Raw genomic sequence first — 25846 nt, forward strand, 5'->3', positions numbered from 1 at the left:
GACCCCTTATGTTTCGACATATATCAATATAGACAGAGGTCGAATCAGGAGGTAAACCCAACAGGCGAACCGATACCCGGCCGAAGACCGGGGCGGCGCCTCCAACAGGCCTCGATGCTCGTAGTCCCGCAGCGTCTTCCGCATTCACTCCGGCGCGGGCGGCGACCTCCCAGTGGTACGCATGCCGCCATTCTCAAACTCTGCGGCGAAGGCGGTGAGTTCCGCGATCCTGGGACCCGCTGCCGGTGACCGAGGGCGGGCTACCGCTTGCGTGCGGTGACGAGCAGGTACTCGGCCTCGTAGAGTGTCCGACCGGGCGCATCGGCCCGATTCCATGCGGTGAGGAACTGCAGGAAATCTCGCTCGAGATTCGCGATCCGATCCGGGTCCGCGGCATTGTGGCGGTACACGGCGATCGTCGGGCCATAGTTGCGTTTCCAGAACTCCCGGAACTCGGTCGGGTCTGCGAAGCGGTCGATCACGAGCGACTGGCGGTGCGCGTCGAGCGCGGTCACCCGGTCGCCGAACAGGTCGCGGACGTGTTGCTCGTCGCCCCACAACGGCGGCGGGGTCGCACCGCGCGGCGGGGGCGGTGCGTAGGGTCCCATGGTCTTGAACAGGTTGCCGATCAGGCCCTGCGGTGTCCAGTTGATCATCGCGATGGTGCCGCCGGGCCGGCAGACTCGCAGCATCTCGTCGGCGGTCTGCCGATGGTGCGGCGCGAACATGGCTCCGACGACCGAGATGACGGCGTCGAAGCTGTCGTCGTCGAACGCCAACGCCTCTGCGTCGGCCTCGACCCAGTCCAGCTCGACGCCGCGCTGGGCGGCGATCGCTCGCCCGGCGTCGAACAGTTCCGGTGTCAGGTCCGACGCGACGACGGTGGCGCCGCGCGCCGCGGCCGGGATCGCGGCGTTGCCGCTGCCGGCGGCGACGTCGAGCACCCGCTGGCCGGAGCGGATATCGGCTGCCTCCACGAGCACCTCGCCGAGGGTCGGGATCAGCTCGGTGGCGACGGTCGGGTAGTCGCCGGAGGCCCACAACGCCCGGTGCTTGGCCTTGAGCGCGCGGTCGGTGTCTGTATCGGTGGGAATGGTGGTCATGAAAGTGTCCTCGTACTCGATGTCGGGTGCCGGGATGTCGGCACACCTATAGACGCCGGTTGGTTCGGAAGGATGCACGCGAGGTGATCGGCATGGTCGCCTACGTGCGACTGATGCCTCGACTCGTTGCCGTGAACCGGGCCCCGCCAGCTCCCGGAGTCGCTGGCGGAGTCCTCCTCAGGAAGCCTGACTGCGCGCTGTGGCACTCGGCTGAATGCGTCAGCCGAGTGTGAGCTGGTCGCGGTGGAAGTCGAAGTGCTTGCCCGGGTATCGGTAGACCTGTTCGAGGGTCATGGTCTCGGTGAAGAACGGATCCCAGCGCACCGGGAATGCCATGCTGCGCCGCAGATTCGTCTCCGATTCCTTGGACAGGGAGCGTTGCAGTTTGGCGATGACACGGTCGCAGTGTCGGCCCATCCGGCGGCGGTTGAACACGGTCGCCGCCGCGCACGATCCGAGGTAGTTGATCTGGTGGAACACCGGTGTTCCGGCGTCCAGGGCGCGGGCGAATCCGTGGCCGATCGGGTCGGGCAGCCGGGAGAACACCCGGACCAGCACCAGGAGTCGGCGTGCCACCATGTAGCCGAACACCATGTGGAACAGCAACTGTTCGTTGGTCCAGCGGGTGCCGTTCGAGCGGCGCTCGAAGTCCTCCGGCGAGGCGTGATCGAGGAGGTCGTGCAGTGCCCGCCGGGCGCGGTCGAGGTCGGCGGCGATTGCGGCACGATCAACAGGTGGCGGCTCGGACATCATGTGCCACAGGCGGTTCGAGGGGATTATCCGGCCACTGGGGAGCGGCGTTCGAGGAAGACGGTGTCGCGCCAGATGCCATCGAGTTGGGCGATGCGTTCGCGCACTCCGATGGTGCGGAATCCGGCGGAGTGGTGCAGGGCGATGCTGGCCCGGTTCTCCGGGAAGATCGAGGTCTGCAGCGTCCACACTCCGGCCTCGTCGGCGGCGATGACCTGGGTGCGCAGCAGGGCCTTGCCGACGCCGCGACCGCGCATCCCGTCGGCGACGTAGATCGAGTTCTCGGCGACACCCTGGTAGCAGTCCCGCCCGGAGGTCGGGGTCAGCGCGGCCCAGCCGACCACGACGTCGTCGATCTCGGCGACCCACCGATGCCCGGGCAGCCACTGTGCGTCCAGGGTTTCCCGGGTGGGGACTTCGGTGGTGAAGGTGGCGGTGCGGGTGGCGATCCCCTCGCCGTAGATCCGGCGCACCGTCTCCCAGTCGCCGTCTGCCATGGGGCGGACGGTGACGTCGTCGGGGAGGTCGTCCGGGCAGCACGGGCGCGGGGTGAGCACGCCCATCACCGCGTCGGCGGCGTGCGGGAGTCTGGTGCAGCAGGACGGGTTGACCACGACGACGGTGCTGGTGCCGTTCTTTTCGGCGGTGACGAACCCGACGTCGGCGAGCTTGCGGACGTGGTGCGAGACGGTGGGCTGCCCGATCCCCAGCGCCTCGGCCAACTCACCGACGGTGATGCCCGCGGGATGGCTGGCGACCTGATGCAGCAGCCGGACTCGGGTCGGGTCGGCCAGGCAGGCGAACCACCCGGCGTAGGTGACCGCATCGTCCGGCGCCAACGCATCCACCTGATCGGCGCCGGGGGTGCGGACGGCCGGCATGTCCAGGGAAGTCATGAGTTCACTATATCGATATCCGTCGATGGTTGCATTCATCGACGGATATCGATACTCTCCAAAATCATAGGATCGATGAACATCGATGGAAGGATTTTCGAGATGAACACCATGCCCGTAGTCGTCGTAGGGGCCGGACCGGTCGGCCTGGCCGCCGCCGCACAACTGCGTGAACGCGGCCTGACGCCGCTGGTCTTCGAACGCGGTGAGAGCGCCGGTGCGGCGATCGCGGAGTGGAATCACGTGCGGCTGTTTTCCCGCTGGGGTGAACTGATCGACCCCGCCGCCCGCCGCCTGCTCGACACCACCGACTGGACCGCCCCGGACGACGACGGATACCCGACCGGCCAGGACTGGACCCGCGACTACCTGGTCCCCTTGGCGACCGCGCTCGGCGACGACATCGTGCAGCTGAACACCGAGGTGATAGGGGTGGCCGCCGCGGCCGCGACCGGGTGGTCGACGCCGGCCGCGACACCGAACCACTGTCGGTGCACCTGCGCCGATCGGACGGCACCGAGGGCCGCATCACCGCGCAGGCTGTCATCGACGCCTCCGGCACCTGGACCACCCCCAACCCTCTCGGCGGGGAGGGCCTGCCCGCCCTCGGCGAGCGCGACGCCGTCGATGTCATCGAGTACCGGGTCCCGAATCTCGCCGACCAGGCAGTGCGAGCGAGGTATGCGGGCAAGCACATCGTGATCGCCGGCAGCGGGCACTCGGCGCTGACCGCGATCGTCGCTTTGGCCGACTTGGAGGAGCAGGCGCCGGGCACCCGGATCCGTTGGGTGCTGCGCCGCGGCGACGTCGGCTCCACCTTCGGCGGCGGCGACGACGACCAGCTGCCCGCCCGCGGCGCCCTCGGCCTGCGCGCCAAGGCGGCCGTGGACGCCGGACTGCTGACGGTGGTTCCCGGATTCCGCACCGCCACCATCGAACCCGCCGACGACGGTGACCGGGTGGTGTTGGTCTCCGACACCGGTGCCCGCATCGACGACGTCGATCGGGTGGTGGTGCTCACCGGGTTCCGGCCCGATCTGTCCTGGCTGTCGGAGATCCGCCTCGGCCTCGACCCGGTGCTGCAGGCCCCGACCCAGTTGGCGCCGTTGATCGACCCGAACGTGCACTCCTGCGGCACCGTCTACCCGCACGGGGTGGCCGAGCTGTCGCATCCGGAACCGAATGTGTTCCTGGCCGGGATGAAGAGCTACGGCCGCGCCCCGACCTTCCTGGCGATGACCGGCTACGAGCAGGTCCGCTCCATCGCCGCCGTCCTCGACGGGGACCACGAGTCCGCGGCCCGCGTTGAACTCACGTTGCCCGAGACCGGGGTGTGTGGCGGGGCGGGGGTGTTCGACGACCCCGACAACACCTCGGCCGACGCCGAGGACGCCTCCGGTGGGTGTTGCCCCGCTCCGGACCTGGCGCTGATCAATCTCACCGCCCGTGCGGGCGGATAACCGATGACGGACACCAGGGCCCTGCCGCAGACCACGTCTCTCGACGGGGCCGGTCTGCGGCGGGTCCTGGCGGTGCTGTGCCTGACCGAGATCACCAGCTGGGGCATCCTGTACTACGCGTTTCCGGTGCTGTCGGTGTCCATCTCGGCGGACACCGGGTGGTCGCTGCCGGTGATCGTGGCGGCGTTCTCCCTGTCCCAGCTCGCCGCCGCCCTGACCGGCATCCCGGTCGGGCGGATCATCGACCGGATCGGCCCGCGGGCGGTGATGACCACCGGATCCGTCCTCGCCGTCCCGTCCCTGTTGGTGGTGGCGGCCGCCCCGAACCTGCCGGTGTTCTACGCCGGCTGGATCGCCGCCGGCATCGCGATGGGCGCGGTGCTGTATCCGCCGGCGTTCGCGGCGCTGACCCGCTGGTACGGCGACGGCTACGTCAAGGCGCTGATGATCCTCACCCTCGCCGCGGGGTTGGCCAGCACCGTGTTCGCCCCGCTGACCGCGGCCTTGGTGGACCGATACGACTGGCGGGCCACGTATCTCGTGCTCGCCGTCATCTTGGCGATCATCACCGTGCCCGGGCACCTGCTGGGTTTGCGTGGGCGGTGGCCGCACCCACCCGTCCCGACCGGGACGCATCCGGTCGATCACCGCGATGCCTCCCGCAGCCGCGCCTTCGCGGCCCTCGTGATCGCACTGAGCCTGGGCGCGTTCGCCGCGTTCGCTGGGGTGTTCAACCTGGTGCCTTTGCTGATCGAGCAGGGCTTCTCCCCATCCCTGGCCGCGCTTACCCTCGGTCTCGGCGGTGCGGGGCAGGTCCTCGGCCGCCTCGGCTACCTGCCGTTGGCGGCGCGCACCACCGCGCACCCGGATCGTGGTGATCCTCGCCGCCACCGCCGCGTCTACGGCGTTGCTCGGGATCGCGTCCACCACCCTCGCGTTGATCGGGGTGGCGATCGGTGCCGGGCTGATCCGCGGGATCTTCACCCTGATCCAGGCCACCGCGATCACCGACCGGTGGGGTGCCACCCATTACGGGCGCCTCAACGGTCTGATGTCCGCGCCGGTCGTCATCGTCATGGCCCTCGCCCCGTGGGCCGGGACAGCCCTGTCGTCGCTCACCGGCAGCTACGCCCACGCCTACCTCGTCCTCGCCGCCGCAGCCGTGCTCGCCGCCATGGTGGCGACCGTAAGCATGCCCCGCGTGGGCGAAAAGGGTCCAGGGCAGACGATCCCGCAAGCCAGGACGCGAACTGCCCGAGGTGACTTGACTACTCGCCGTGATCTGCAGGCGGGGCGGCGATGTTGCGGAGCCCACGGCTGTGGTCAACCATGGTCGGGCGTTTCGCAGCCGCTGTGGATTCACTCGCTTCGGCATTCTCGCCGGCGTGCGCTTCCTCGAAGATTTGCTTCTCCCAGTACGCATCCGATCGTGCCCGCGGCACCAACGGAACGCTCATGCGATGTCCCCTCGGTGTAGGACGAGAGGAGATCGCTCCACCAGTCACGTATTTCGCGCGGGTGGTGGCCTCTGTTGCCACCGTGCCGGGCCTCATCGGTGTCTTTCCTTTGTACGCCTCTGGGGTGAGGTCTGTCGCCCCCAGCGGATCAGGTCGGTGACCTGTGCGGCTCGGCTACAGGATGAGCGGGAGGCATCGCCCGGGGGCGCCCGGATGCACGTCCATTGCCTTAACGGGATATGCGGGGTAGACCTGAGGTACGGATCCACGGCAGACCAAGGTCGAATCGGAAGAGAAGATTCCACCTCTCGGTCGTGGCACCCAGCACGAGTTGTAGGCACCCACGCATAAGCACGGCCCACTAACTGGGCTCAGCGCGGTGGGCCTGCGTCAGGACGAGGGGGTTCTCTGACGCCGAGGCCGCATTTCACCCCGCGCAACCATGCAGCTTGGTAACCAGATGTTCGTGCTCGCGGACGGCGTCCCCCTGATTAGGGGCGCCGTCCGACGTGTGTGCGGTGGGGGTCGGCAAGATCGCCGTGGACGAGCTGCTCACCAAACCCGCGATCGAGGCCATCTCCTTCGTCGGCTCCACCTCGATCGCGCGGTACGGGGTGGTGATTCGGCCGAATGGCAATAGCGGGCTTTTGAATGTTCTGCGCGGCCTCCGGACGAAGCGTCCGATCTCGTCGAGCGTGCCGGTGGTGCTCGACCGGGTCGCGATGGCTGCCCAAGATCGGCAATGACCGAAGAATCTGCCCTCCGGGCAGCGGTCGATCGGAACGCGTAGGCACCGAACCCCACGAAATGTACCTGCTTTCTGCAAGTGCCGACATAAGGGATTCGATCCGGCGCGCCCGACAATTTCCGGTGTGCGTTGCCTACTCGCCCCCACCGGTGTCCGCGATCGCACATCCAGACGAATCATGCCGACGACATGTCGAACGCCATCCTTCAGCGACGCGATCTGGTGTGCTCGCTGGTCGTTAGGCCTGGGTTCGTGTTGACGCGGCGCCTGACCGGGGATAATCCCTCACCGGGACGGATCAGGCTGCGGGGACGGCCACCGGATGAAGAACCGCATTGGGTCAATCCGTGTATTCGGCGAGACCGCGTGTATTCGGCGCCGGCAGGGGTATCCACCGTTCACGCTGCCCGCGGGATCGTCGGCTGGACCCGCGGCAGCTAGACCCTCTGGCCGCTACCCCTCGGCCGCTGAGGGCCGTCACCGCCGCGCGCGGCCCTGGGGGCGAGTGCACGCCCCCAGGCCGCCGCGGCCCGACGTCCCACGAAACACACCCCACCTCATCGCGCAGGCGGCGCCATCGAAGTCGAATCGGCCGTCCACCAACCTCGGAGCGACCTCGTCTTCGAGGATCTCGCCGTGTGGGGCCTCGAGCGCTTGACTGAGCGCGCCTATCTCGTCACGGTGACGCCGTTTGAGCTCGGTGAGCTGGACGGTGAGGGTGCGGACGACGCCGCTCGCGGAGTCGTCTCCGATCATGGCCGATGCCGATGCCGCTGCCGCTGCCGCTGGTGCTGATGGCGGTGTGTTCTGCAGTGGGGAACCTCCACGCGAGCGGATTTGTCGCATTGGCTCATCCCACATTCCCGGGAATGGCGGTGAATTCGAGGACGGCATTGAAGCAGAGCCCATTCACACCGGCGGGTCCCGAATAATAACCCGGGAGTGCGGGACCAAATCCGACATAACCGCCAGGGTGGGTGACAACGCCCAATCCCGGCGGTACGACGGCGGTCCCTATCCCCGCCGTTGCGAACACCGCGCACGTCCATGCAGGGTCCTTGGCGTCGTCGAGGTACAAAGAGCCCTGGACGCCGGGGGTCGGGTCGCCGCTTATCAACACCGGGTCGGCTGAAGCGAGCCCCGACGAGAGGGCGATCGCTATTGCAAGGCTGACGGAAACACCGACGGCTCGCCACACGCTGTTCATGATTCGATCCCTTCTGATGTACGTCCAGGAGTTCGGCTGCCAACGGTTGGCCCATCCCGCCGGATACCTTGGACGCGTGGTGGTCTGAAGGCGGTCCTGAGACTGCCGGGGTGAAGATCCGGTGGATCGGATGCAATCTTTTTGATTCGAGGTCCGCTCGAAAAAGGCTCGACAGATTCCGAGCGAAGCCCGGTCGCGTGACACGGGCCACACTCCACGCCGGAAAGCCTGATTACCCGGACATTCCGGATGGAAATGCAACGCCACCTGATCCTTAAGTAGACGCTGTTCACCGGCCCCGCCGCATAGCTACCGACCAGCGGCGTGACACTGTACCCCTGGGACCGGCTGAAGTCTGTGTGCGAGACCGTTCCTAGGGGAGGCCCTGGTACATGGGGCAGGTCCACGATTCGGTCGACGCTATCGCCCCACCGGGGAGGGCCGACCTTGGGAAATGGAGTCGGCTTCAGAACCGGTGAGGCACGGGCGACGCCCGATCCGAGGAGGCTCGGGGGCGGAAGGGCAGCAGATGCGAGGGTCTCCCGAGTGATGTTCTTGTTCATTGTTCTTCCCTTGTCCATGGTCGGCATCGCTGTGGCCGTTATGTGGGTGCTGCAGGGATTCGCGCCCTGGCCGTTCGGTGGTCAGAGGGTGATCTGTGTCGAGGCCTGCGCGGGCTTTGCCGGGTTGCTGTTCTCCCACAGGAAGGTGTATGCGCCGGGGGTGGGTTCGTCCATGACGAAGACGATCCACTCGCCTTCGATCTTGTTGATCGAGGAGACGTTCTCGGAGATGAATCCGCCGCGTTTGTCGCCGCGGCTGGACTGGCCGTCCGGTCCTGTCAGTTCGAAGTCGCCGGGGTTGACATCGGAGAAGCCGCCGGTCGAGCAGCGTCCGCAGTGTGCGTGGATCTTGACCCAGACCTCGTGCTTGTCCTTCTCCCCGGTCTGGTAGCTCGGCCAGAGGAACGCCTCGTCCAGGGTGATCTCCATGTCGGTTCCGAATGTCATCCCGGCCGGGATGCCCCTGGGCTCGATGCTCTCGACGCTGTCGTGTTCGGCGAGCGGGATTCGGGTCTGGTTCTGGTCGGCCTGGCCGTAAACGAGGACGACGCTGTCGACGACGTCGTCGACGTCGGGTGCGTCCGACGAAGTCTTCAGGGAGGCGGTCGCCGTGCCGGACGCTTGTCCGCCGCCGGCGATCTCGGGGCTGTCGAAGGACAGCTTGACCACGGCGCCATCGACTTCGAGGTAGGCCTTGTCGGTGGGGGTGTGGCTGACTCCGACCAGGTTCTTGTAGTTCAGGTCGAAATCGAGTGTCGTCGTGGCATCGTCCGGCTTCGCGGTCACCTTGTCGACGGTGATCTCGAAGCCATCGTGCCACCCGATCTTGTCGATCTCGCGCTCGAATGCCGACTGGCTACCTTCCGCCGTGGGTTCGGCGGCCGAGGCCAGTGCGGGGAGTAGGAGAGCTGCGGGTACGACAGCACTGATCAGAAGAGCCTGGCGAAGGGCGGTGGGCCTCATGGTGAGTCTTTCTTTGACGGGGGTGGCAGCGATCCGTGCCGATCAACGCTTGCTAGCTTCTCCCGGACAAGCAGTGGGATCCTCGACAGCGGGGTGGAAGTTCCTCACCCCATGGAGTTCGTGCACCCGCTCAACCCGCTTCGTGTGCGCATCCACGACCGGGCCCGACATCGGACGAACACACCCCGATGCGGACACGACTTCCACCTCAGGGTCAGCGGAGAGTCCTCTCCTCGGCGCGGTCGCCTGTCGAGTTCGGGCCGATCGATCTTCCTGCCGATCATGCTGCAAGGCGTTGTCCCCGAAGGGGTTGCGTTGGATCGTCTGCGGAGCGCCGGATGTCCTGTGCGGTCCCGCTGGTGGTGTCATCGTACCGAAATCGGCATTACACCAATTCGTTTGGAGATCCGTCTTGTGCCGGGCGAAGGGTGTGTGTCAACGGGTTCGGGGGCGCCGCGACACAACAGCGCCGGGCGCGGGCGTATCGATGCCCTGCCGATGCAGGGGTGAGGAACTTCAGACCTGCCGAGGATATCAATTCGCTTCATTTCGCGGGAATCTTGTCAGGACAGCAAAACCAGCAAGCAACACAAGGGGTTTCACATGGCGAACATCAAGAAGCGCACCATCACGGCGATTGCCATTGCAGCCTTCGCGCTGTCGGCGGGTGCGGGAATCGCGTCCGCCGAACCGGCGGCGCCCGGGGGTGCGGGGGGTAGCGCTCCGGGTGCACCCGGTGTCGGGGCACCGGGTGTCGGAGCGCCCGGTACGGGCGGCGACGCGCAGAGCAACGCCGAGAGCGGCGACGCCAATGCCGGTGACGGCGGCGCCGGTGCCCCCGGAATTTCCTTCGGCGGTCCGACCATCGGGCTGAACAACGGCGGCGGCAACGGCAACAGCGAGGTGGGCAGCGGCGGCGACGGCGGCAACGCACGCTCCGGTGACGCCACCACGGGACCGACCACCGGCGGCGGCGGGTTCGGCGGCTGGGGCCTCGGAGGCAACGGTGCCGGCGGCAACGGTGGAGTGGCCCCCGGAGGCGACGGCGGCACCATCAAGCAGGCACCTGCGCAGGGCGGCGGCCCCGGCCCCTGCGTCATCCCGATTCCGTTCGTCTGCTGATCCCGATCCACTGCCCATAAGGATCGCGAACTCCCCAGGGCCGGCCCACGGAGACACAGGACCGGCCCTGGGGGTCCAGATCCACGCCATTGGACCTGCGGCGAGCCATTTATCCCGAGAACACCGGGGCATCGGGCCATCGGGAGGATGGTGCGCGGGGCGGTCTGCCTCCGCCACGACGATCACACCGAGCATGGCAAGGCGGCGGGCCGACCCGAACACGCTGCGTCGAAACTCCCCTTCCGGCGGCATCGACCACTGCTGCGGCAACCACCCAGCCGGGGACGAGTGCCGCATCCTCATCCATCGAACCCACGTCGACGCGCACGACATCGCGACCGGGCCGGTAGGAGGCCCGCGGGGCGGTCACGACCGCTGAAGTTGCCGCAGACCACCGGCTTCCCTACCCGCCGGAGCGCCCAATCGAAGCACTTTTCTCGGGATCGACGGTGAGTCCAAAGGCCGAAGGCTGATCTCGGCGATATCCGTACCGTACCGGGAGGCCCCAGACCTCTCACGACCTCATCACGTAAGGAGTTTGACCATGTCGAACACTATGAAATTCGCTGTCCCGCTGATCGCGTTCACCGCAGTTGCCCTGTCCGTCGGCGGGGGAATCGCCGGCGCGGTAACCAACGACAGCGGCCCGCGGGAGAGCTACAGCCGGCAAGAGCCGGAGGAGGCTACCGCGCCCGAGCCCTCGGCTGCGCCGCCCGCACCGACCGTCTCCGTCTCCATCCCCGGTGTTTCCCTGCCCGGGATCACCGTCGGTGCTGTCGGTGTCGGCACCGACGGGATCGCCTTCCCGGGCCCCACCATCGGCCTGCCCGATCCTCCGGAGATCCCGTAGCCGCTCCATCCACTGTGCGACAACCTCTTTCATCCTCAGGTGGATGCCGCGATCCGCGGCGACAGTCCCACTTCCGCCGTTCACTTCGTGCTGCGGACGAGGACCGGATGGCCCGGCATCGGGCCGCGCTCTCCGGAGATTCGTGGCTCGCGGCTGGCGCCACGGGTGGCCGCGCCCGGGGGATGGGTCGTTCCCGGGCGATGCGGTCGGCGGGTACGCGTCTTACCGCTGGTCGGTGGTGGTGCCCGCGGATCTGGTGTTGCGGTGGGTTCGGCGGTAGCGGCGGCGGCGGCCGATGCGGGCGGCGCCGATGGCGGCGGCGGCCCCGGCTCCTGCCGCGACTGCCGCACAGACCACCACGGTGGTGGTGGTCGGTGGACGAGCGGTGAGAATCCAGAGGGCGCCGACGATCACGGCGCCGAGCACGCCGGCGGTGACGGTGGCACCGATGATTCCGGTGATCCGGCCCCGGCCCCGGCGCAGCGAGCGCAGGAACGATTCGAGGTAGGCCACGGCGAACAGCGCCAGGGCGGCGAGTCCGACGGCGGCCGCGGTGGTCGTCGCCAGCTGCGTGGTGCGGACCGGGAACGTCCACGTTTCGAGCACCTGACCGGCCTGGAGCAGGGTCAGGGTTCCGGTGAGGGTTCCGGCCACGAAGTACTGTCCGCCGAGTGGGGGCAGTGTCGCGGCCGCGGCACCGCCCTGGTTGATCAGGGGTGCGGCGTCGGTGTTCTTGACCGGGATGTCGAGGACGTCGAGGGCCAGGGTCGCGGCGTCGGCGAGTCCGGCTCCCGCCACCGTCACCGGTATCGGCGCGGTCAGATCGAGGGGGACGGGCGCACCGCCGGCCGGGTCCGCGCCGGCGACGGTGACGGCGCCGATCGGGGGCACATCGATCGGGGGCGAACCGAGACCGAGCAAGGCCACCAGAACGGTGATGACTGCCAGGGCGGCGGCGATGAGCAGCGGAATGCGGGGGGAGGGGAGCTTCACGACCGTGCGGACGTTGACGAGGTCGGCGCCGGAGACGTCGGCGAGGCGGGCACCGCGGGCGTGGACGGTGATCGACGGCCGCACCGTCGGCGGCGGCTCGGTGGCACGCGACCCGGGTGCCGTCACGTCGGGTGAGGCGGTCGGTGCCGTCGGGTCGGCGGTTGCCGTCGGATCAGTGGTTGCTGCCGGGTCGGCCCGGTGCGATTCGGTGCCGGGAGAGCCCGGGACGGGCCGCCGGGGTGCGGCGTGTGGGCGCGTCAACGGCAACGGTGGATGCTCGTCGCCGTCGGTCATAGTCGGGGTGTGCGGGGGGCCGAGACCGGTCGCCGAGACGATGGTGTCGGCTCCCATCACCGGGATGCCCTCGGTGGTCAGCCACCCCGGACCCCAGCGTCCGGTGGAGGCGCAGGCCAGCGCGATCCCGAAGGCCTCGGCGGACGGGTAACGCAGGGTCGGATCGGTGGCGAGTCCGCGCATGACCACGTCGGCGATCGAGTCGGGGACGGCGGGGGCGGTCTCCTGCAGCGGGGTGGGGTCGTCGAAGGCGTGCATGAACAGCAACGCCATCGCGTCGTCGGCGGCCGGGAACGGCAGTTCCCCGGCGAGGAGTTCGTAGAGCATGGTGGCCAGCGCGTAGACGTCGGTGGCGGGGGTGAGCTCGCCGCCGCGGGCCTGTTCCGGCGCGATGTAGGAGGGGGTGCCGAGGACGTCGCCGGCCTTGGTCGCCAGGGTTTCGTTGCCGCCGATGACCTTGGCGATGCCGAAGTCGGTCACCTTGATCGCCCCGGAGGCGGCGAACAACAGGTTTTCGGGTTTGATGTCGCGGTGCAGGATGGACCGGTTGTGGGCGGCGGTCAGCCCGGCGGCGCAGGCCAGGGCCACCGCGACGGCGGCATGCGCGTTGAATCCGGTGCGGGTGAACCGGTTCCATACGGTGCCGCCGGGGAGCAGTTCCATGACCAGCAGGCACAGGCCGTCGTGTTCGACGAAGTCGTAGACGGGCACCACGTGCGGGTGGTCGAGGGAGGCGAGCAGCCGGCCCTCGGCGGTGAACCGTCGCCGGATGGCCGGGTCGGTGGCGAAGGCGGGCGGGAGTTGTTTGATCGCGACCGGGCGTCCGAGGGCGCGGTGTTGTCCGGCGAGTACGACTCCCCATCCGCCGTGGCCGAGTTCGCCGCCCACCTCGTATGCGGGGAGGGCGGCGGCGACACGATCGATGTCGGTTTCCATGTGCCGGTCAGGGGGTGGGTCGGTCGGTGAAGGGGCGGGTGTCCGGCGGCCGCACCGGGGTAGAGGTGCTCGGCGAGAACCGGTCGGTGGCGGCGTCACCGATCCGCCCGGTCCGTTCGTCCTCGTCCATGAGGTCTTCGTTCTCGTCCATCTCGTCGCCGAAGTCCTCGTCCAAGTCTTCCGCCGTGTCCGGGGTCGGGGTGAGGTAGCCAAGCAGGAAGAAGCCGGCCGCGAACCCGCCGGCGAGGAGCAGCCACCGATCCAGGGTCGGCACCCACACCCGGGTCGCCGACAGGGTGAAGGCCAGCACCAGCCCGATCCCGATGCCCGGGGTGAGCATCCGCATGGCCCGTCGCCACCGGTTCTCGTGCAGCCGGCGCCGGGCAATGCCGAGAGCGGCGTCGAGCACCGCCAGCGCGGTGAGGATTGCCAGGGCGAGCCCGAACAGCCCGTACACCGACACCATTGAGCCGCGCACATCGGTGACGGTGGCCGTCTCGGCGAGGACGGCACCGTCTACGTCGGTGACGGTGACCGTCCCGTTGATCAGGCCGGTGGCCTGCCCGTCGAGGCCGGATGGATCGAGTTCGAAGTCGAGGGTCTGGGTCTGTCCCGGTTCCACGGTCAGGCCGACCGCGGTGTGATACGAGAAGAAGGTCAACCCGAGGACATGACCGGACACGTCGACGGCACCGACGGTGACAAGATCTGCGGTGTTGTTGGCGAGTGTCATCTGGACGCGGGCCGGACTGTGCGGGTCGAGGCGGACGGGGTTGGTCGGGCCGGCCGAGGCAGCGTCCTGACCGTTGACGGTCACCGACATCTGAACTGGCTCGGCTGCGCCGGCGCCGGGAGCGGCGAATACCGCTGCGCCGAGGGCCACCGCGACCGCAACGAGCCACCGGGCGATCATGACCGCTCTCCAAGATCGGGCTGGGGCTCCTCAAGATCCGACTGCGGCTGCGCGCGGTACGACTGCGGTGTGAGCAGGCGGCGTCGGTAGAGCAATAGGCCGATGAGGAGGAAGAAGACGATCACCACCGAGGTGGCGGTCGATCCGGTGGCCTGACTGACCAACACGATATCGAGTGGCGCGGTCAGGACCGGCCCGCATTCGGCGGACACCTGATGGCGCCCAACGTCGGCGACAACCGGGTTGATCGGGGCCTCGAATGCACCGGCCGCATCAGCCTGGGTTTCGCCCGCCCGGACACCCTCCACCGAGAGCGCCACCCCGGCACCCGGGGGGCACCCCGAACCCGAGGCCGTCACGAGGGCGCCCGGCGCCACCGCCGGATCACTGAGCTCGAGGCCCTGCACCGGTATTGGCTCCGCGGCACCGGGGATGACGACCCCCGGAACTGCTGGTACCGGGGCGGCCCCCGGAACCGGCACGATCGGCCCAGGAACAGGGACTACCGGACTCGGGATCGGTCCCAGCGACGGGGAATCGGGAATCTCCCGTGCCGGTGTGCAGGGTGGGTCGCAAATGCCCTCGTTGGTTCGAAGCGGGGGGATCTCCGGCGGCGTGCACAGTGGATTCGGCGGAGAACAAACAGTGCCGCCGTTTTGCTGCTGTTGTGGCAGCTCCTCGTACTGTTGCTGTTGCTGTTGCTGTTGTTGCTGGGGCAGCTGCGGAATCTCCTCGTACTGCTGTTGCTGTTGCTGGGGCAGCTGCGGAATCTCCTCGTACTGCTGTTGCTGTTGCTGGGGCAGCTGCGGAATCTCCTCGTACTGCTGTTGCTGTTGCTGGGGCAGCTGCGGAATCTCCTCGTACTGCTGTTGCTGTTGCTGGGGCAGCTGCGGAATCTCCTCGTACTGCTGCTGCTGTTGCTGGGGCAGCTGCGGCAGCTCGTCGATCTGCAGCTGCGGTTCTTGCGGAATCTCGAGCGGCGGTGGGGAACACTGCACACTTCCGGGTACGCAGATCGGCTGTTGATGGTCAGCAGCAGGGTACGGGGCCGGGTCGAGACTCTCTCCCAAGCCTGGGAGAGGAAGCTGGGGCATCGTCGGCCACGGCGCGACGGGTTGTTGCCGCACACCATCGGTGGCCACCGAGTGTGGCGCCGCGACCGCAAGCGGGGGCCCGGAGAGGAACCCGAAAAACCCGAGAGCGCCGACTACCCCAAGGGTGGACATCACCATGACCGCCCGCCGCCAGCGGGTAGGTCGGGGCATCTGCCCCACCCCCTCGGGTGCGCGTTCGGTACCTTCAGTCTGCGCCGGTGCTGCGCGCTGGGGCAATACCCGACGCGCACCGAGTTCCTGGCGGACGTGGTGGGTGTGGTGACGGGTTCGAGGCATGGCATCTTCTCGGGTCGAAGTGGTCGACTTTCAGTGTGATGTGCTGGCCGCGGGCGAATCATCACCCGCCGGGTGGATCCTTATCACCCCTCGTCGGATGCGGCACGCCGGTGCGGGAGGGAACCGCACACCGGCCATGGTGCCGCGTCGACCTGCGGAATTAGACTGGCAACAGGGCGAAGCGTCCGACCGAAAGTCGTGTGCCCGAAATTGCGCGGAGGACGGCGATGAACGCACTGAGCGAACCGACTCTCTGCTATCTCGATGGCGGATACGGCACCCGCGAATTCGTGTTGTCCGTGGACGCACCGCGGATCACCGTGGGCCGCTCGGAGAAGGCCGATATCGCGCTGCCATCGGATCCGAACGTGTCGCGGCTGCACGCCACCATCGAATGGATCGGATCCTATTGGACGGTGACCGACGACGGACTCTCCCGCAACGGCACCTTCGTCAACGGCGACCGCCTTAGTGGGCGCCGACGACTCCACGCCGGTGACGTCATCCGAATCGGATCCTCGTCGTTGACCTTCCGCACCTTCATTGCGGCCAGCGGGGAGATGACGGGCACCGCCGACGCCCTGCCCACCCGCGCCGCCCTGACCCCGGCGCAATTCGCGGTCCTGGTGGAGCTGTGCCGTCCCTACAAGAACGACGCCGCCTATGCCCACCCCGCCTCGAACCAGGAGATCGCCGACCACCTCTTCTTGACTGTCGACACGATCAAATGTCATCTCCGCGTGCTCTTCTCGAAGTTCGGCCTCGAGGATCTGCCGAACAATCAGAAACGGATGCAACTCGTCGCCCGCGCCCGACACAGCGGCATCATCACCACCAGCGACCTGTGAATCCGAGAAAATCCCCCGACCCTCCGGCTCTCCCCCGCTCCGTGCGGGGCCACCACAAGTCGGTGCACTGGGAGCCGCGCCGCAGCCCCACGAAATGCTGAGGTGGCGGTAGTACGCGCCGAAAATCAGGCGGTAGACCTGGGTAGCCTCTCCGAGGTGGGGATTCGGGGTTCTTGCTGGAGGTGCTGATCAACGAGAACCGACTGCACCGCCTATGGCCCAGGCGTCCACCCCTGGCCCTGTACACACAAGAGCGGAACGCCCTCCGGCGTTTGTGAGGCGTTGTCGGTCGAGGGTTCGCATGGTTCGCCAATGTTGTGGACGCCGACGATGTGGGCGGTGACCCAGACGCCATCCGGGTAATAGTCGCGGGAGTAGACGCAGACGATGTCCTCGCCGGTGTTCACGTCGACTCCGACCCGATTTCCTGAGCACCGCTGATCAGCCGCTCCGGGGATGGGTTCGGGCTGAGCTGCACCGGTGACGTACGCGACCGCGCTGCTGCCGACGGTCGCCGATGGGGTGGCTGAGGCGATGCCGGATCCGAAGGCAATGAAGGGCACGATCGTGGCCGATGCAACAGCGAGCCCGTACAAGTATCTATTATTCATTGTCTCACTTACTAGTTCGTGCACTCGTCCTGACGCCGAGCGCGGTGGTGGACTTCGTCGTGATAAGTGTTCGCGGGCATCACAGTCGAAAGGTCGGGGTACCGCTTTGCGTACACAATTCTGATGGCTGACACTTCGCAAACCATCCACACCAGGATGGAACACGTCACCCCTGGATGATCCCTCTGACGCCTGTCGATCCCGATCTGCACCAGGTTGTTGCGTGCACCGATGGGGTGATCTCCGAGATCTACCGGTGACATCGGACAGTGGAATCAAGAAGTTGCTGATCGCCATCGACAAATCCGCGACAAACACATGGACCGGATTGCCCAGGACTTCGCGGTCGCATTCGGGCTCTGTTTCACAGAGCGCCGGACCAACATGGTCGACGTTAACGCGTGTGGCCTCAGCGCGGGCCCTGGCGGAGTTGCCATCGGCGGCCCCGCCGTCGGGCTCCCCACAGAACTGTCTCCTAGCCAATAGGAGCAGGTCGACTCCTGAACGTAGGGATCAGTTTCTACGACAGCACGAGTCCAGGAAGGTTCGCGAAGAAGACAAAGATCGGTTCAAGCCACGGCCGAACCTCGCGGGGCATCCAGGCGTACGGGTCGGGCCCGGGGGGTGAGGCATTGGCGCTAGCAGTTCCGAGAAGTGCAAGCACTCCCACCAGCGCGACGGTCATGGCCATCCTTGGTTTCGACACTTTCAGTCCCTCTCAACGTGCCGCGTTCGGGCGGCGAAAGCACCGCCCGAGACCGGCCCGCGTTGTTCTCTCGTCGAATCGGGGATGGCAGAAATCAACCTGGCCGTTCTGCGGCGCGGTAACTTCGCCATCTCCCGACACGACCGAGAAGCAGCAGTTGGGATTCGGTGCAGACCGCCCTTTCTGATGCTTGCCCAATTCGGCGGCTAGTTAGTGCACATCGCCCACAACTGGAAGTTGAGGAAGGACACATTCCACTCATTCTGGCCGGCTGGGCATGAGTTGTTCGGATCGTTCCACACATGGTAATGCGGAGCTGCGTCTGGGTGGGCTGTGGCGATCGCCGGTGCTCCGATGATCACACCTGTTGCCAAGGCGGCAACCGCTGCCGCGTGGCGGGTTCGTTGCAATGGTGACATGACTGCTCCTCTAGGGATTTGGAATCCGTTCTCGGTGGAGTTGGATTCTCGGTTCTTGTGACGCTTAATAGAATGCGGCGACGCGGTGCCGAGAAACATCAGCACTAAGTTGGAACCTGCTCACACCGGAGCAGCTGGACCCAGTGGATCTCAGAGTGCGTTTGAAACCGTCAGGTTCGGGCGAGCCGCCTCGTCATGGTCGCAATCGTCGCGATGTGAACCATGTCCTCGTGGTGGTCGGGTCTGGTTTCGTAATCTCGCACGCAGCGGCGGTGCTTGTTGATCCACGCGAAACTTCTCTCGACCACCCACACGCGGGGCCGGACGTGGAAACCCGTGCTGCCGGGGATGCGTTTGATGATCTGCATAGGCAGGGCGAGAACGTCTTTCGCCCAGACGGGTAGCCGTCCGGGATAACCGCCGTCGGCCCAGGCCAGCCGGATGGTGGAGAACCTGCCGCGCAGTGCGGTCAGGAGTCGGTGCGCGGCGTCGCGGTCCTGGATCGAGGCAGCGGTGACGACGACGGCGAGCAGCAGTCCGTTCACATCCACGGCAACGTGTCGCTTGACGCCGTTCGTTCTCTTGCCGCCATCCCAGCCGCGGCTCGATCGGGGCACAGTGTCGGCGGCTGGCACCGTCTGCGAGTCGATGATCGCCGCGGTCGGGCACCGGTCCCGCCCGTCACGCACCCGCAGGCGGTCGCGCAGCGCGTCGACGATGCGCTGCCACCCGCCGCTGTGGGACCAGCGGGCGAAGACCGCGTACACCGTCCCGGCCGGCGGGGAACTCCATCGGCAGTTGCCGCCACGCGATACCACCGCGGACGATGTACAAGATGGCGTCCACTATCAGACGGCGGCAATGCTTCTCGGGTCTGCCGCCGCGGCCTGCCGTGCTGCCGGGCGCGGGCAACAGCGGTTCGAGGGTCGCCCACTCTGCGTCGGTGACCGACGACGGGTACACCGCGCAACCGTGCCCACCCGCCGAGTGGGGTGGGCACGACGGGCATGGCGGAATCGGCGATGATGTCATTGTGGGCTCCTGGTGTGGTCGGGGACTTGGTACTCACCGACCCAACCAGGAGCCCTCTTTCTTCGATTCTCAGCGAGGCACACGCCCGCTATCGCGGGTTCTCAAACACCCTCTCAGTCGGACAGTTGGCGCGGTGTTTGGCGCGAAGACAGTGAATCCGCTAGGTGACGGTTTCTCCAAGGACCCCCGCACGCGCTCGGGCGTGTCGCTCAGCCGGCGACGGACGGGCGGTGACGGCCGTGTGGTTGTCGCGATTCTGAAATCGGCGACGAGTTCGGCAGAATTGGGTTTGACCTGCGATGACGACAGGTCTGTCGGCGACAAGGTCAAGGTTCATGCTGAGGGAACCTCGGTGTTCACGATCGTGAGCATTGACGGTGACGAAGCTCTGATTGAGTCGGTTCTCCCCGCTCCAGGGACTTACCCGTTCCACTGCAAGCTCGAACACCTAGTTCCGGTCGAGTCCTGACACAGTAAAAATGCACCCTGAACTGCGTAGATGACGTCCCCTCGGAGAGGGGGACGTCACCAGTTCTGACCGAACGATCACGTTCTGTCGAGCGAGATGTTCGGGATATGCATCTTCGCTTTCATCCGCGCTGGCATGCTCGAAGAACTTGCAGCGCAGCTGCTGCCGTTGATCGTGCAACGCTGGCGGCCCGGTCCACTTCCTCGTTGCGAATGTCCTTACGGCGCTGAGCGGTGGCGTCGTCTACATCGGCCTGGCCCTCTACACCCGCTCGTTGTGGCCGGCGATCATGACGCGCATCTACGACCTGATCGTCTTCTGGGTGATGATTCGGATGTGACGGCCGGGGCCCTGATCTGCGTGGGCCACCACTCCCGGACGGGTTGTGCCATGCTGTGGGCACAGTGACGAAGTCGCGGGGGTGACATGACTGTTCATATGTTGGTGCGATCCACAGGCAGGCGTGGATGGACGGTGCGGTGCGATCTGTGTGAGCACACCTTCGCCGCGGCCGTCGCCGGCCGACCCGAGGCGGTGGCGTTCGCCGAGACGAACGGGTGGATCGTCGGCGAGTGCACGTGGTGCCCGATGTGCGCGGCGGCCCACACCTCCCGCCGCACAGCCTGAAATCGCCGGTCCACAGCCCTGACCCGGAACTCCGGGGTGGTTGTTGGGCTGTGAGGATGGATTCGAGGATTTCGTCTTGCATTGAAGGGAACAGGGTCTGATAGGGGAGCTGGCCGCGGCGAGCGAGGTGCATGTGATGGTGTCGTTCTGGTGGAGTCGCGGCGACGGTCTCGCCAACCACCAGCTCGGCCAGATCCTCAGCCGCGCATCAGGTGTGGATGGGGTGGACATCACTGACCCGCAGTCGCTCGATCGGGCGCTGCGGATCGCGGTCGCCGATCCCGCGGTGCTGGCCGAGCTGGAAGCATGGTGGCAGATGGTCGAAACCCGGCGGGCCGGAAACGGCACCCGCAACCCGGGTCTGGGCCTGGATCAGTCGATTCGGTACCTCCCCGACCGGCTCGACGCCGACACCGTCACACCGGAGGCACTCGGCGAGTGCCGCCGGCAGGTCGCCGCCGTCGATCAGACGATCATCAGTGCGAAGAACCTCCCCGAACTCGCGCACCCGGACGCCGAGATGCTCGACCTCCTCGGCCGCTACCTGGAGGCACGTTCCCGAGTTCTCGCCCTGGCATGACCCCACCCGGGTGAGCCGCCGGCTCCAGGTGCGGGCCACAGGGGTGGACGGAGAACCGCCACCCGCGGACGCGACCTGCCAGCATTGCCATAATTGCGTGCATTGCCGGCGATGATGGCGGTTCGCTGGTCAAGGTGGGGACGTGTCATTTCCGCCGGTCACGCTGCGTATTGGCCGCGGTGGTTCAGAGGTTCCAGAGTTGGAGCAGAGCGGTCCGCAGGCTGGCGGAGGCGATCCGGTGGTCGGCCCGTAGCCGGGGATTGGGGTGTCCGAGGTCGGCGAGGGTCTGCTCGGCGTCCGGTATCGGGATGGGGGAGAGGTCCGCTCGGCTGCGCAGGAGGTGACCGATGGCGCCGTGGGCGTGGAGGATGGCGATTGCCTCGGAATCGACGACCGCTGGGGGGTAAATCCACTCGTTGTCGGCGGTGACGAAGATCAGGACGTCACCGCGCTCGAGGCGGGTGTCGGATTTGTTGTGGTGGAACCATTCGAGCTGGTACTTCGCGGCCGGCCCGGCCGGGCCGCGGTGCCGGCGGGCCTGCGTTGCCCAGGTGTGCTGCTCGGTCGGACCGGGTGTGTAGTCGACGGTGTGTCGCAGAAACATCCGGGGGATCTTGGCGGGCAGGAACCCGGGGTCGGCGCACCCGGCCACCGACCCCGGGGATCGGCACAGACCGACCGATCTGCCACTGGATTGGAAGTGGCATACGTTCGTTCTCTCGGAAATTCCCTGCGAGCTGGTCATTCAGCCCGGTTTGGGGAGTCCACTGTTGTCGAGGTGGGATTCCGTTCGTGTCGGTACCACCTTGACGAGCAAGGTGGCCTTAACCTGTGTGGTATGAGTCACACATTTCGTGTGGTGCAGGGCAGGACGGTCGAGGTCGCCCACGCGTCGACCGATCCGCTGACCTTTCAACTCGAATGCGTCGAGGCGTTCGTGACCTCGCGGGTGGTCCGAGGCTTCAGTGCGGTAACCATCGAGAACGAGACAGGTGAGCTCGAGCGGATGCTGGCGGCGCTGGGCAAACCGGTGTGGGAGGCCACCGCCGACGATGTCGATCGAGTGGTCGGAGCGATGGCCGCGGACGGCTTGCTGGCGTCGACTCGACGCAGATATGTGCAGGCGCTGAGCAGTTTTCACCGGTTCCTGATCACCCGCCGCGCCGGGGAGATCGAGGCGTTGTTCGGGGTGCGGTTGACGAACCCGATCGACGAGTTCAATGCGAGCCGTCATGTCGGTGACGATTCACCGAGGCTGCTTCCACCTCCGAGCGTGAGTCGGGTGGCCGTCTTCTTCGACTTCCTCAAGGAACGGATCGGCTCGGCTCGCAAGTACGCGCCAGCGGCCCGGGATTATGCGCTGTTCCGGACCTTGTATCACGCCGGGTTGCGCTCCGATGAGGCGTCCAAACTCGAGATCGCGGACGTCTACCTCGGGCAGGGCCCGTTCGGAAAGTTGCATGTGCGGTTCGGCAAGGGTGCCCGCACCTCCGGGCCGCGGCCGCGGTGGGTTCCGATGCTCGACCACCTCGATCTGGTGGTGCGGTGGTATCTCGAGGATGTACGACCGAAGTTGCCGGAATCGGCGGTGTTGTTCTGCGATCAGAGTGGTGGTGCGATGGCCCGAGGCACGATCCGCAACCGTCTGCGGTATCTGCAGGATCTCGAGCACTGCTCGCCGGCGGACCGGTTCAGCCCGCACGCGCTGCGCCGGGCCTGCGCCACCCACAACTACGAACGAGGAGTCGATCTCGTTGCGATACAACAGATGTTAGGGCACTGGACGGTGGGATCGACGATGCGGTACGTCCGTCCGTCGGAGACGTTCATCGAGGACGCCTACCGCAGCGCGGTGTCCGACACCGTCGCGTTCCTGCAGGGAGATGACGATGCACATTAGATGGAAACTGCGGATGGCCGCGGCGCAACGGGAAGTATGGACCGGCACCGAGCTGCGCCGTCTGCTCGCCGAACGCGGCGGACTCGAGCTGTCGTCGGCGTCGGTGTCGGCGTTGTTCACCAAGGAACCCTCGCAGATCAAGCTCAGCACGCTGCTGGCGTTGTGCACTGCGCTCGACTGCACCCCGAACGACCTGTTCGACCTCGACACCACGCCCGATCGGGTCCCCGCCGAGCCCTCGGCGCCGACAGCGTCGGAGCCCGCGGCGCGGCGAGTCGGCGGCCGGTCGATGCCGCCGGTGTGACGAAGAAGGTCGGGGACTGCACCCGCTGCGGTCGGCCGCGGGGCCGACTGGGCCGCGATTTGTGCTGCCGGTGCTGGCGCAACGCGGTCGCCGCTGCGGCGAAGTCGCCGTGTCCGGGCTGCGGGATCGAGCGGGTCTTGAGTCCGGACACCGGGCGATGCCGGTCGTGTTCGCGCACCTGCCACGACTGCGGTGCCGCCGTGCGCGGCAAGGACGAGGCCCGGTGCCGGCGGTGCCGCCGCCGCCGTGACCTCGCCGCCGCCCGCCGACGCTGTCCGCGTTGCGGCCGCGACGGCTACTTACGCGAACGCACCGGTTGGTGCGGACCGTGCTCACAACCGGGGCCGGCGCCGAAGCCGGCCGCCGCATGCACCGAATGCGGGCGCGTGATCCGCGGCGGCGGGGCGAGGCTGTGCAACCGCTGCCGGCAACGCCGCCCCCAACGCCCCTACACCCGCGCCGAGCACCTCCTCGCCGAACTCGATGATCCGCCGAATTGGCTGTGGGACTTCGCTATCCATGTGTCGACTCGGTATTGTCCGGCGCTGGCGACACGTCTGGTGAGTCAGCTCGGGGCGCTGCTGCGCACCGAGCCGCGGGCATTGCCGCAGACCTTACTCGACCGGGCCCGCATCCCCGGCCGCTCGATCGGGTCGCTCGCGAAGGTGCTCGAGGACTTCTTCACCGCCCGCGGCCTTGCCCTGCCCACCGACCAGTCGCAGCGGCTCGCGGCCGGTCGCCGGGAGCGACGCGTGCAGGCCGTGCCCGAACCGTTGCGGCCCGCCGTCGCCGCGTTCGAACGCGCAATGCTCGACGAACGAGGCCGCGCCCGCCGCGCCGGGACCCGGCCCCGCGCCGACACCACCATCGACAAGCGATTGGCCCAGATCCGTGACCTGTCATGTCATCTCGTCGGACGCGGGATCGAGGACTGGGCGCAGGTCGATAAGGCCGTGATCGAGGACTACCTCGCCGAGGTGTCGCCGGCCGGCCGCCCCCTGGACGGACTTCGCCACTTCTTCCGCTTCGCTCGCCGCAGCAAGCTCATCCTGATCGATCCCACCGCCGAGCTGCGCGTGCGCACGCCCCGCGGATTCCATGGACGGACCCTGCCGCGCTCGCGACAGCGCGAACTGTTCACGCGCTGGTGCACATCAACCGAGGTGGCGCCGAACGAGGCCCTCGTCGGCCTGATGGCGTTGATCCACGGTGCCTCACAGCACGAACTGCGTCACCTGCAGCTCGCCGACATCGATCCCCAGCACCGCACGGTTCGGCTCGGCCGCCGCCCACAACCGATCCCGCTGGACCCGGCGACCTGGGCCGCACTGACCCAATGCCTCGAGCACCGCACATCCGGCACCCACAATCCCCACGTCATCGTCACCATCCGAACCCGATCCGGGCGGACACCGGCGTCCCGGCCCTACCTCAGCCACCTCCTCGACCCCGCCGACACCACGATCTCCACGCTGCGCGCCTCCCGACTGCTGGCCTTGGCCAACAGCCACGATCCCAATCTGATTGCCACCACCTACGGCATGAGCGCCGAGGGCGTCCTGGCCTACTTCGCCGACCGCGTCGATCCCACCCTGCTCGCGGACCTGTGAGATTTCAGGCGTCACCGTGCACACGTTCGCACGAACCTGTGCGCTTTGGTGGTGGCGTTGTCGAGAAACACCGGATCGACCTCGGTGATCTCCTCGATACCGTCGATAAACTTCCGCACGCCGGCAACGACCTCGGGGTCGTCGGTGATGACCACGGCATCATCGGCGATCGTCGAGCTGTGGGAGGCATTCGCGGAGCCGATGACCGCCCGCCGACTGGTGGCGATGACGTTGGCGTGCAGGTTCGGCGACGACAGGACCCTCACCCCGGCCTCGACGTAGTACGCAAGCGCAATCGGCGAGGTCACATGCGCGCGCACCGCCGCCCGGGAGGCGTTCACGACGAGGAGATCGCCGGCCCGCAACGGCAGCAGAGCGGGTGCGTCCTCGCCCAGGTACGCGATCGCGGCATGGCGCGGCCCCCTCACTCGAATGGCGCGGGTGATGTGCGGCCAGGGACTCGGCCCGTGAAATGTCGTCCCCATACGTCGAACGGTAGCGCGGGCGTGATGCGCTGTACCCCTATTGGCTCGGGCCCGGAGCGTACGGTGCAGCCCATGAGGCCAATTGCATCGCCGTGCTCGCGGAAAGTGGTGATGAACTGCGGATATGACACGTCCCCATCTGAGACATCGAACCGGCGCATCTTCGACCTCCCGACCGCGTACTGGTTCAAGGCCACGCCGTAAGGGCACACACAACGAACTCCCCCACTCTCATTCGAGGGTGGGGGCTTTCGTCGTTCTACGGGACGGTTAGGTCATCATCTTCTGCACGAGAGCGGCCAACCCTCCTCCGCTGAGGAGAACGATCAGGACGTTCACTCCTACCTCTGGGGCGGGAGAGTAGAGAACCACAGCGGTGATGGCGCACAACACAACTGCGATGCACAGAAGCATCAGGCAGCGGTGCCACAGTGCGGCAGAGTTGACGTGCACCTGAGGGCGCGCGGTGCTGGACTGTCGGGTAGCGCGTATTGTCGGAATGGAGGACCTCCGGATGTCTAAGCCGCGGATGGATGGTTTTCGAGAAGGTGCCCCGCCCTGCAAGGCGGGGCTTTTCTTGTGTCAGGACCGATCTCGGCGGAGCAGGTC

Annotated in this window: 23 protein-coding genes and 5 pseudogenes; 12 read left to right on the top strand and 16 right to left on the bottom strand. The window is 67.1% G+C overall.

Annotation, left to right across the window (positions count from 1 at the left end; translation table 11 throughout):
* Positions 1 to 6 precede the first annotated feature (6 nt).
* The 4 genes from JWS13_RS46610 to JWS13_RS01430 form a co-directional block, all read right to left on the bottom strand.
* Positions 7 to 144 carry a MerR family DNA-binding transcriptional regulator gene (locus tag JWS13_RS46610; RefSeq protein WP_338050630.1) on the bottom strand — a complete coding sequence of 46 codons (138 nt, stop codon included), beginning with the start codon at positions 142 to 144 and terminating at the stop codon, positions 7 to 9.
* A gap of 116 nt (positions 145 to 260) precedes the next feature.
* Positions 261 to 1103 (bottom strand): class I SAM-dependent methyltransferase, encoded by an 843-nt coding sequence (locus tag JWS13_RS01420; protein WP_206004040.1) that lies wholly within the window; start codon positions 1101 to 1103, stop codon positions 261 to 263.
* 219 nt (positions 1104 to 1322) lie between these two features.
* Entirely contained in the window at positions 1323 to 1853 is a 531-nt protein-coding gene (locus tag JWS13_RS01425; RefSeq protein WP_206004247.1) for a DinB family protein, read from the bottom strand.
* A gap of 26 nt (positions 1854 to 1879) precedes the next feature.
* Positions 1880 to 2749, bottom strand: coding sequence for a helix-turn-helix domain-containing GNAT family N-acetyltransferase (locus tag JWS13_RS01430; protein ID WP_206004042.1), 870 nt, complete (start codon positions 2747 to 2749; stop codon positions 1880 to 1882).
* A 102-nt stretch (positions 2750 to 2851) separates the two neighbouring features.
* On the opposite strand from JWS13_RS01430, the pseudogene JWS13_RS01435 reads away from it, so the two are divergent.
* Both JWS13_RS01435 and JWS13_RS01440 read left to right on the top strand, forming a co-directional pair.
* Positions 2852 to 4209: pseudogene (locus JWS13_RS01435) on the top strand (FAD-dependent oxidoreductase).
* A gap of 3 nt (positions 4210 to 4212) precedes the next feature.
* Positions 4213 to 5410 (top strand): annotated as a pseudogene (locus JWS13_RS01440) (MFS transporter); the annotation flags it as partial.
* Between the two features lie 67 nt (positions 5411 to 5477).
* Here the strand turns inward: JWS13_RS01440 and JWS13_RS01445 are convergent.
* Positions 5478 to 5666: a hypothetical protein gene (locus tag JWS13_RS01445; RefSeq protein ID WP_241032020.1), complete on the bottom strand. Its 189-nt coding sequence runs from the start codon at positions 5664 to 5666 to the stop codon at positions 5478 to 5480.
* A 518-nt stretch (positions 5667 to 6184) separates the two neighbouring features.
* Here JWS13_RS01445 and JWS13_RS01450 point away from each other — a divergent pair.
* A complete protein-coding gene (locus tag JWS13_RS01450) occupies positions 6185 to 6412 on the top strand; it encodes a hypothetical protein (protein WP_206004278.1) in 228 nt (75 codons plus the stop codon).
* A gap of 479 nt (positions 6413 to 6891) precedes the next feature.
* Here JWS13_RS01450 and JWS13_RS01455 read toward each other — a convergent pair whose 3' ends face one another.
* The 3 genes from JWS13_RS01455 to JWS13_RS01465 all read right to left on the bottom strand — a co-directional run bounded on the left by JWS13_RS01455 (position 6892) and on the right by JWS13_RS01465 (position 9147).
* Positions 6892 to 7170, bottom strand: a complete 279-nt coding sequence (locus JWS13_RS01455) for a hypothetical protein (protein ID WP_206004044.1) — start codon at positions 7168 to 7170, stop codon at positions 6892 to 6894.
* Positions 7171 to 7264: 94 nt separating this feature from the next.
* Positions 7265 to 7621 (bottom strand): hypothetical protein, encoded by a 357-nt coding sequence (locus JWS13_RS01460; protein ID WP_206004045.1) that lies wholly within the window; start codon positions 7619 to 7621, stop codon positions 7265 to 7267.
* A 644-nt stretch (positions 7622 to 8265) separates the two neighbouring features.
* Positions 8266 to 9147 (bottom strand): hypothetical protein, encoded by an 882-nt coding sequence (locus tag JWS13_RS01465; protein ID WP_241031995.1) that lies wholly within the window; start codon positions 9145 to 9147, stop codon positions 8266 to 8268.
* A gap of 603 nt (positions 9148 to 9750) precedes the next feature.
* On the opposite strand from JWS13_RS01465, the gene JWS13_RS01470 reads away from it, so the two are divergent.
* Both JWS13_RS01470 and JWS13_RS01475 read left to right on the top strand, forming a co-directional pair.
* Positions 9751 to 10269, top strand: coding sequence for a hypothetical protein (locus JWS13_RS01470; RefSeq protein ID WP_206004047.1), 519 nt, complete (start codon positions 9751 to 9753; stop codon positions 10267 to 10269).
* A gap of 544 nt (positions 10270 to 10813) precedes the next feature.
* Positions 10814 to 11119, top strand: a complete 306-nt coding sequence (locus tag JWS13_RS01475; protein ID WP_206004049.1) for a hypothetical protein — start codon at positions 10814 to 10816, stop codon at positions 11117 to 11119.
* 222 nt (positions 11120 to 11341) lie between these two features.
* Here JWS13_RS01475 and JWS13_RS01480 read toward each other — a convergent pair whose 3' ends face one another.
* Genes JWS13_RS01480 through JWS13_RS01490 form a run of 3 tightly spaced genes read right to left on the bottom strand, consistent with a single transcriptional unit; the run spans position 11342 to position 15487 of the window.
* Entirely contained in the window at positions 11342 to 13342 is a 2001-nt protein-coding gene (locus JWS13_RS01480; protein ID WP_206004051.1) for a serine/threonine-protein kinase, read from the bottom strand.
* Positions 13343 to 13349: 7 nt separating this feature from the next.
* Positions 13350 to 14255, bottom strand: a complete 906-nt coding sequence (locus JWS13_RS01485) for a hypothetical protein (protein ID WP_241031996.1) — start codon at positions 14253 to 14255, stop codon at positions 13350 to 13352.
* Positions 14252 to 15487, bottom strand: coding sequence for a hypothetical protein (locus tag JWS13_RS01490; RefSeq protein WP_206004053.1), 1236 nt, complete (start codon positions 15485 to 15487; stop codon positions 14252 to 14254). Before JWS13_RS01490 ends, JWS13_RS01485 begins: the two co-directional genes overlap by 4 nt.
* Positions 15488 to 15873: 386 nt before the next feature.
* Here JWS13_RS01490 and JWS13_RS01495 point away from each other — a divergent pair, with 386 nt between their 5' ends.
* A complete protein-coding gene (locus JWS13_RS01495) occupies positions 15874 to 16494 on the top strand; it encodes an FHA domain-containing protein (protein WP_160098405.1) in 621 nt (206 codons plus the stop codon).
* 212 nt (positions 16495 to 16706) lie between these two features.
* On the opposite strand, the gene JWS13_RS01500 is transcribed toward JWS13_RS01495, so the two are convergent.
* The 3 genes and pseudogenes from JWS13_RS01500 to JWS13_RS45245 form a co-directional block, all read right to left on the bottom strand.
* Positions 16707 to 17090, bottom strand: coding sequence for a hypothetical protein (locus tag JWS13_RS01500; RefSeq protein WP_206004055.1), 384 nt, complete (start codon positions 17088 to 17090; stop codon positions 16707 to 16709).
* Positions 17091 to 18400: 1310 nt separating this feature from the next.
* The gene (locus JWS13_RS01505) at positions 18401 to 19048 is read right to left on the bottom strand and encodes an IS5 family transposase (RefSeq protein WP_241031997.1); all 648 of its coding nucleotides are present in this window, start codon (positions 19046 to 19048) and stop codon (positions 18401 to 18403) included.
* A gap of 16 nt (positions 19049 to 19064) precedes the next feature.
* A pseudogene (locus JWS13_RS45245) lies at positions 19065 to 19262 on the bottom strand (transposase); the annotation flags it as partial.
* A 133-nt stretch (positions 19263 to 19395) separates the two neighbouring features.
* Between JWS13_RS45245 and JWS13_RS46325 the strand changes: the two are divergent.
* The 3 genes from JWS13_RS46325 to JWS13_RS01520 all read left to right on the top strand — a co-directional run bounded on the left by JWS13_RS46325 (position 19396) and on the right by JWS13_RS01520 (position 20938).
* Positions 19396 to 19731: a cupredoxin domain-containing protein gene (locus tag JWS13_RS46325; protein ID WP_420854980.1), complete on the top strand. Its 336-nt coding sequence runs from the start codon at positions 19396 to 19398 to the stop codon at positions 19729 to 19731.
* A 426-nt stretch (positions 19732 to 20157) separates the two neighbouring features.
* Positions 20158 to 20358: a hypothetical protein gene (locus JWS13_RS01515; RefSeq protein ID WP_206004280.1), complete on the top strand. Its 201-nt coding sequence runs from the start codon at positions 20158 to 20160 to the stop codon at positions 20356 to 20358.
* Between the two features lie 136 nt (positions 20359 to 20494).
* A complete protein-coding gene (locus JWS13_RS01520; RefSeq protein WP_241031998.1) occupies positions 20495 to 20938 on the top strand; it encodes a hypothetical protein in 444 nt (147 codons plus the stop codon).
* Between the two features lie 184 nt (positions 20939 to 21122).
* Here the strand turns inward: JWS13_RS01520 and JWS13_RS01525 are convergent.
* Positions 21123 to 21630, bottom strand: a pseudogene (locus tag JWS13_RS01525) (phosphatidylserine/phosphatidylglycerophosphate/cardiolipin synthase family protein); the annotation flags it as partial.
* 146 nt (positions 21631 to 21776) lie between these two features.
* On the opposite strand from JWS13_RS01525, the gene JWS13_RS01530 reads away from it, so the two are divergent.
* The 3 genes from JWS13_RS01530 to JWS13_RS01540 all read left to right on the top strand — a co-directional run bounded on the left by JWS13_RS01530 (position 21777) and on the right by JWS13_RS01540 (position 24752).
* A complete protein-coding gene (locus tag JWS13_RS01530; RefSeq protein ID WP_074933673.1) occupies positions 21777 to 22838 on the top strand; it encodes a tyrosine-type recombinase/integrase in 1062 nt (353 codons plus the stop codon).
* A complete protein-coding gene (locus JWS13_RS01535; RefSeq protein ID WP_206004057.1) occupies positions 22828 to 23142 on the top strand; it encodes a helix-turn-helix domain-containing protein in 315 nt (104 codons plus the stop codon). The genes JWS13_RS01530 and JWS13_RS01535 overlap by 11 nt, the downstream gene beginning before the upstream one ends.
* A 200-nt stretch (positions 23143 to 23342) precedes the next feature.
* The gene (locus JWS13_RS01540) at positions 23343 to 24752 is read left to right on the top strand and encodes a site-specific integrase (protein WP_206004059.1); all 1410 of its coding nucleotides are present in this window, start codon (positions 23343 to 23345) and stop codon (positions 24750 to 24752) included.
* Between the two features lie 47 nt (positions 24753 to 24799).
* Here the strand turns inward: JWS13_RS01540 and JWS13_RS01545 are convergent.
* Positions 24800 to 25237: pseudogene (locus tag JWS13_RS01545) on the bottom strand (phospholipase D-like domain-containing protein); the annotation flags it as partial.
* Positions 25238 to 25846 lie beyond the last annotated feature (609 nt).

Origin of the sequence: Rhodococcus pseudokoreensis, assembly GCF_017068395.1 — a bacterium.
GTDB classification, from domain to species: domain Bacteria; phylum Actinomycetota; class Actinomycetes; order Mycobacteriales; family Mycobacteriaceae; genus Rhodococcus_F; species Rhodococcus_F pseudokoreensis.